The organism is Dietzia sp. NPDC055343, from assembly GCF_053645265.1.
Genome location: NZ_JBSHMJ010000012.1, coordinates 90624 through 97283 on the forward strand (window position 1 = coordinate 90624; position 6660 = coordinate 97283).

A 6660-nucleotide genomic window follows, 5' to 3' on the forward strand; every position below is an offset into this window, starting at 1 on the left:
ATGCGAGGCGTGAGAACCTGCATCTTCACACGCCCCAGGACCCCTACATCTTGTGCCTCACCGCATCACCGGAGCATCCCCGCTACGCACTCCGGATCCGGAAGGGCCCATAATTCTTCAAGCAGGGACTCAAGGGTCGGTATGCGAGATTGCGGAGACCACAGGATCGCAAGACACTGGGATAACAGTGGATGAAGTCCGACTTTCAGTCCGACCTGATGCTGCAAGCTGATCGTTGCACCAGATTCGAGCCGCCAGAGCAATGCGCCGAACGCTGCAATCTGAACATAGGAATCCACGAACTTTTCCCAGGTGAACGGCTGACCGTTTCGGTAAAGCAGCGCCTGGAAATCTGCGCGAAGCTGGTTCAAATGTGCGCCTGCACCTGACGGCCCCACTTCGCTGAGCGCGAGCTTCAACGCCTTGGCCCTTGAGGCCAGCGCACTAACAGCCGTGTCGGTCGTCTCGTAGGATCCCAGCTTAAAGGTCAAAAACAAGGAAAGGAGAGTTTGCAGCTCGTCGATCCTGCCCGAGTCGATCATGGGGATAGTGTCGGCGGTGAACAGCTGCGAATCGAACGTAACGGTCCTTATCTTCCTGGAGTCCTGATAGAGCTCCCACTGCCACCCGTTCGTCAGAATGATGTTGTGCAGGCCGGCCACGAACAACTCTCGCTGCCTCTTGTCGTGGCCCTTCAAGGACCGAAGGTCCTTGCCAACTACGGCCTTAAACTCAACCCAGCCGAGTAGCCCCTCGGGCGCATCAACGCGGAAGTCAGGAACGCCAAAACCTGTGCTTGTTTGCTGCGAAAGGTGAAGAGTGTGCACGCTCTCACCGGAAAACGCTTTCGTGAGGAAGTTGTCCAGCTTCCCGGTGACGCTCAGCTCGAAAGACGCTCCAGCAACCCCAGCGTTGTCCGGCATTCGGCTACAAAGTGATCAAACAGAGCTGCCAAGTCTCCCAGCGACACTTCGACTCCTTCTGCCGCAAGCGGCACCACGCTGTAGGAAGCTTCCTCACCCGCAACAGTGCCACCTGCAAGATCCCCAGCCTCGTCGGCCGCGCCGAAGGGTGCTCGAATCAGAAGGCCCCGCGGGCAAGGTCGTTGGTCCACGACAGATGTGCCGATAGTGTCGCTTCTGGCAAGTTGGCAGGTCAACAGGGTTCGGTGATCTCAACGGCCGACGCAGAGACCGACGCGCCAGGCGCAAGGACGTTTACCATCGGCAAGCATGGCCCATGCCGCAACTGCCCGTAACCAGCTGCACGTCTCTGTGATCACGCCGGCTCACAAGGCGGTGGCGTTTTTTACCGGCGACGACAGGGTCGATCTGGACGATGTCGACTGGGTTCTTCCCCAGGGGTGCGTCCCCGGTGATGAGGTCTTCCACGTCACCGGATCGGCGAGGCCGGCCATCGTCGAATGGGACCTCATCATTGACGGGCCGCACAGTCCGGACGGGCTCGATTTCGAGAGCGTCGGGTTCTATCCGGACGGTGTCTCGGTTGCCGCGGTGGAGCGTCGGCTCGGGTGCGCGTTCCCGTCTTTGCCAGGCACGATCGATCCCGACCTGGCGGACAAGGTCCGGGCAGCGGTGCTGAAAGAGGCAGAAGCCCCGACGCCGTGGCGGGAGCTGAGCGGTGAACAGTGCGCCCAGGTGCCCTGGGACTCCGGCGCATACTCGGCATACGGCTGCCCGGTGTGCGAGCGCGAGGAGCTAGATCTGGAGTGGCATGTCACTGGCCGCTCTGACGACGTGTGCAGTGAAATCGCAGTGTGCCGGGACTGCCACGACCGTCTTCACTCCCCTGTCGAACCACAGCTAGCCGACTTGCTGGGAGAAGGCCGGCCACCGTGTCCCTCCTGTTCCGCGGAACACACGATACGGGTGCTGTGGGGGTTTCCCCCCGGCCCGCCTCCGCCGGGGTACGAGACGGCCGGCTGCGTCATCTTCGGCGTGACGCACGAGTTCCGGTGCGGCGAGTGCGGGCTGTCTTGGACCGAGGACGACTCCTACTATCCGCGGGTGCTGGCACCGACCGGCGAAGACCGTGTACGGGCGCGGCTTGCGGGCACCATCATGCGTCCCGAGCTTGAGCATCCGCAGCTACGGCAAAACGGACGACTTGTCATGGGGCGGTATATGGAATCGCCCGACCACGGTGTCAGCCCGGCGTGGGATTCATCTGACAAAACCTCTGTTCTTATCGGCGACGATAGCCAGATCTACAACGTTGCCCCAAGGTCGATACGGGGCCTCGAACCCGGCAACCAGCTTGATGACCTGCAGGAGGACTCAGTGATTGTTGACCACGCCGAGGCGGAACTGTTCGAAGCTTTGGAGGCTGACTGGGGGCAGGTCACACTGGCCAGCCCGTACCTTTCCGAGCCAGTAGCACGGCGCCTGGCCGAACTCGCCGAACGCTCACGGCACGAGTGGTATCTGCTCACCTGCCTTGACGCCCGAGCCGCGGCCAACAGCTATCTGTCCGTCGCGGGCTTACGCAGCCTGCTGGAGGCGGGTGTGATGATCCAGAACTGCCCCCGGCTTCATGCCAAGGCGTACGTGGTGGGCACCTCGTTCGCCATGATCGGGTCGGCCAACCTCACCGGCGCCGGCCTGGGCTCCGCCCAGGCGTCCAACTTGGAGTTGTCGGCGACCGTCCCCCGCTCCGACGTGCCACGAGTGCAGAAGATCCTGGATCAGTGGTGGGACGAGGGCTTCGAGGTCGTGCCGACTGACATCGACCATCTCGAGCGTCAGGCGGCCGCGTTGCCGCCTGACCCGCGCCCCGGCCCGCCCGCACCCCGCCCCCCTGGTGACCTGGACGCTGTCGTAGAGCATCTGCTTAAGGAGGCCCGCCGAGACAACGTCGGGCTGTGGATCAAGACGCTCGATGGCACTCCGGACCCGGATGACTGGATCTCTGGTGGATGGTTTTCCTCCGGCAGGAAACCAGCATGCGTACCCGGCGACTTGGTCCTTCTCTACTCCAAGAAGGAACACGGATGCGTCGCCGCAGTGGAAATTGCCGAAAGCGCGGTGAACGATCCCGATCTGGTTGCCGAGCATGAAGGAGAAGACGCCGGACAACAATGGCCCTGGGTCAACCATGCTCTGCCCCGGTTTATGCCCTACGACCCCGTCGCAGTCACCCCTCGCGACCTGAACATTAAGCCCCAAGGACTGCAGGGAGGACCAAAAAAGCTCGAGCTTAACCAGTTTGAAACTGGGGTACGGGCGCTGGCAGTCGGCTGCCAGCGCGCCGACGCCAACGGCGAGTTCGTCGGATAGGCAGGCCGCTACCGCGCCGATAAATCGGATTCAGTTAAGTTCGCAGGTTAAAATAGTGGCAAGGATCCAACAACGCCTTCGCACCGTTCAATCTCCGGCTGGAACATCGAGGATTGAGAGAGCTGTAATGACCCACCGTTGCGCCTACAGTTCCAATCGCAGAGGCGGATCAAGCCGTAGTCGGCCAGTCTCCGGCGTCGGCGTGTGAAGCTCTAGCTGGTGTTCTTGGCCTTTGCCTAGAGTCGCGAGTTTCCTCGCGTCCACTGAACAGCCAGACAGTTCTGGGAGCCTGTCGATGGAAACGAGCAGCTCGGGCACTCTTTCCGCAGGCATGGGACCGATCACTGCGCGACCAGTTGTGCCGCGGTGTTCAATCCTTAGTAAGACCCATCGAAGGGTGGAGCTAGATTCAGAACGTCTCCACCGCTTCAGAATTTTTGCCGGAAGTTTCAGGGCATCTAGCGTTAGGACAAAGCTGTCAGGGACTGACTTAGTCGCTGAGAGATTCTCCCATCGCACGATCGTCGGTTTTGAATTCCGGTGGGCTGCCCCGGCTCCAGAAGGAGTGTCGTGGCCGCGGATTGGCTGCCTTGCTAGCGTGGGGAGATCAGATCCGACTGCGGCAATCCATCCCGTTTCGGGAAATAGTGCGAACTGCAGGAGCTTGATTTTGAGAGTGCGTCCGTACTCGATTGCTCCGGCGGTGTATCCGGCTTGAGAAAAGTAGACTCTGTCGCTCTTGGTGTGTCCGTGGACGGCTCCAATGAATGCCTGCAAGCTCGGCGTACCCACAGGTTCGCTATGCCACTTGACCTGAGCAACTACGGTGTCGCCCAGTATGTCGATACCGCCGTCCCGGGCGCTAGCAGTAGCTGTGACGCCGGTATAGCCGAGCCGCGTCAGAAATCCAGCGGCATGCAGTTCGGCTTGTCGATGCAGGGGAACTTTCACGTCAGGCAATGTCTACGTTCCCCTTCATGCCAGTATACGCATCGACCCTAACCCAGCCCCCGGACAACCAGGGCCGCACATGGAGGGTAGCTGACATCATGCCTTCTCCCGGAGCGAGTTGCTGTGTAGTCACTTACTGGCTGCCGAAGTAGCGCTACTCTCCGGCACTGGAGACAGTTCCGGCAATGTGGCCTTCTGACAATCCGCGGTCAGATCGGTTCACCACCTAGCTGCCCCGGAAAGACCGCCACCCCGCCGAAAGTGCGTAGTGGACTGTGTTTGAGCTGCGCCCTGTTCCCCGCGTTCTTCGAACAGGGCTGCAGAACTGGTGAAGGCTCGAGCCCAGGCCATGGACCGCGAACGAGAACGAGGATGCGATGTTCAATCTCGACTACGAACCGATGACTGTCACGAGGAACGTTTCTGGAGAAGTCGTCAGCCACGAGGTCCAGGCTCTCGACTCCACTACACAGCACGGTGAACCGATGTTGTTGCTACCCCTCAACGCGGACGTTGAGGAAGGCGACTTGGTCGACATTCCGCGGCCCAGTGGCCGGCTCAAACGGGTGCGACTCACCCAGGTCGATCACTTGGACCCCACCCGTCTCGGTATGGGCATGGGGCGTGACCTCTCCCATACTGAGGTGCGATACGAACTCGCGCCTGACGCCGTCGTGCTAAAGCCGCGACCGGTCGACCTGCCAGGTTTGCACCCGCACGTATCTGCTGCGGCGGGGAGTAAGTACGCCGTCGGCCACTACGGTGACGCCGTATTCGCCGCATTCCGGGCAGTCGACTTAAGGGTGCAGCGATTGTCGGGCATCAACGACACCGGACGCGGCCTGATGGGAGTCGCGTTCAAGTCCGGTGCACCCGTGTTGGACGTAACGAGCGACGGCGTGAATAGCCAGACTCACGAGGCGGAGAGCGACGGTTACCGGTTCCTTTTCATGGGTGCGATGGCAGCGCTGCGCAACGCCCAAGGGCACGAAGAACTGTCGATTGCCGCGGACGAAGCGATGGAACAGCTAGCTTTCGCGAGCTTGCTCATGCGCCGTCTCGATCTGGCGGAGGCACGTCTCGCGTGACAGTAAGGTTCTCGGGAGGGCCTCGGCGACACATGTCGCCGGGTAGGCCATTCTCCAAGCGCTCCAGCTCCGTCTGGCGTCACCGAGTCCCCCTTTGCCGCACTACGACGCGGGAAGGCGGCAGGGCTTCCTGACCTGGGTTGAGGCACGTCATAGCCGTCACTGCGCCGATAAGACGCGTTCAGTGTCAGGTCTATCGATTCGAGTTTGTCGCCGATGTGACGCACAGCGCAATCTGGGGGCTGTACCGGTGAGTAGCTTGGACGATTTCAAGGTGTAGGTGAGGTCCGAGCCGGGGCCGCCTCGCCTGACGGGGTGCGTGGGGTTCGCTATCGTCTCTTGATCGGGGGCGGCTCCAGTAGTGACTTGTCTGGTGGCACGGCATCGGGGCCGGCGACGCGTTGTAGGTCCGCTAGGTAGGGGCGGGCTATGGCGGCGAGTTCGCGACCAGCAGGGGTGAGTTCTCGTCGATGGTGACGGCGGCGGATGAACAGCTCGTCCCCGAGGGCGGATTCGATTCGGGTGGTTTCACGGGCTATCTGATAGTTGGAGAGACCGAGAGCGGTGCAGGCCTCTTTGGCAGAGAGGTGATGGGTGAGGACGAATCGGTAGATCCGCAGGGCGAGATGGTGCTCGCCTGCCAGGGCAAGGTGGATGAGCTCTTCGAGGTCGCCAGCTGTGGAGGCGGCGATCTGGATTGACAAGCTGGAGCGTCGAAGATCCGTACGACCCGGGTCCGTCAAGAAGTGAGTTCGATGGCCGTTCTGCGACCAGCCCTGGGACGTGGGGTCCCATGCCAGGTCGTAGGCGACGGGTTCCCCGATGCGATGTCGTAGCAGGAGCCGTTCGGCGACTTCGCCGGCTGTTCGTTGAAGTTCCGGGTGCATCTCCTGGACGAACCGGCGGTAGTCGTAAGCGGCAGGTCCATATAGCAGTTGCGCTGCTCGTGTGACGAAAGGGTCGTAGCCAGTAAGCAGTTGCCACACGTAGCGGTTGATTTTCCATGTGAAGGCTTCGGTCTTGTAGTGGCCTCCGGCTCGAGCCAGGCGACGCAGGCGCGTCGATCCGAGTCCGCTTACGTCTGGACCCAGGTGCGCGGGTGTAGGGAACAGACGTCGGCGACGACGGTAGTCGATGGGCGGCGGAAAGGCCCTGATGTGGTCATGTAGATCAGCTAGGTATTCGACTGCTTCGGTGCCGACCTCGTTGGAGACGAGGTGGTTCAGGGAAGGGGCGTGAGGAACGAATCGGTGACAACTGATCGTTAGTGCCGGGAGGCGCTGGCGGGGAGGATGTCATCATGCCCGGTCCCTATCCCAGAGAGT

The 6660-nt window shown here is 61.4% G+C and carries 5 protein-coding genes; 3 read left to right on the forward strand and 2 right to left on the reverse strand.

The window, feature by feature from the left end:
• Window positions 1-65 precede the first annotated feature (65 nt).
• Window positions 66-923, reverse strand: a complete 858-nt coding sequence (locus tag ACWIE7_RS08110; RefSeq protein WP_454068995.1) for a hypothetical protein — start codon at window positions 921-923, stop codon at window positions 66-68.
• A gap of 309 nt (window positions 924-1232) precedes the next feature.
• On the opposite strand from ACWIE7_RS08110, the gene ACWIE7_RS08115 reads away from it, so the two are divergent.
• Complete coding sequence (locus ACWIE7_RS08115; RefSeq protein ID WP_454068996.1) at window positions 1233-3296, forward strand: phospholipase D-like domain-containing protein; 2064 nt, start codon at window positions 1233-1235, stop codon at window positions 3294-3296.
• A 144-nt stretch (window positions 3297-3440) separates the two neighbouring features.
• Here the strand turns inward: ACWIE7_RS08115 and ACWIE7_RS08120 are convergent, their stop codons facing one another.
• Entirely contained in the window at window positions 3441-4247 is an 807-nt protein-coding gene (locus ACWIE7_RS08120; protein WP_454068997.1) for a restriction endonuclease, read from the reverse strand.
• Between the two features lie 377 nt (window positions 4248-4624).
• Between ACWIE7_RS08120 and ACWIE7_RS08125 the strand changes: the two genes are divergently transcribed.
• Both ACWIE7_RS08125 and ACWIE7_RS08130 read left to right on the forward strand, forming a co-directional pair.
• A complete protein-coding gene (locus ACWIE7_RS08125; RefSeq protein WP_454068998.1) occupies window positions 4625-5335 on the forward strand; it encodes a TIGR02391 family protein in 711 nt (236 codons plus the stop codon).
• A 470-nt stretch (window positions 5336-5805) separates the two neighbouring features.
• Entirely contained in the window at window positions 5806-6036 is a 231-nt protein-coding gene (locus ACWIE7_RS08130) for a hypothetical protein (RefSeq protein ID WP_454068999.1), read from the forward strand.
• The last annotated feature ends 624 nt before the right edge of the window (window positions 6037-6660 follow it).

Coding starts and splice junctions, on each gene's coding strand:
- ACWIE7_RS08110 (WP_454068995.1), bottom strand. CDS start 923: ATGCCGGACAACGCTGGGGTTGCTGGAGCGTCTTTCGAGCTGAGCGTC.
- ACWIE7_RS08115 (WP_454068996.1), top strand. CDS start 1,233: ATGGCCCATGCCGCAACTGCCCGTAACCAGCTGCACGTCTCTGTGATC.
- ACWIE7_RS08130 (WP_454068999.1), top strand. CDS start 5,806: ATGGTGACGGCGGCGGATGAACAGCTCGTCCCCGAGGGCGGATTCGAT.
- ACWIE7_RS08125 (WP_454068998.1), top strand. CDS start 4,625: ATGTTCAATCTCGACTACGAACCGATGACTGTCACGAGGAACGTTTCT.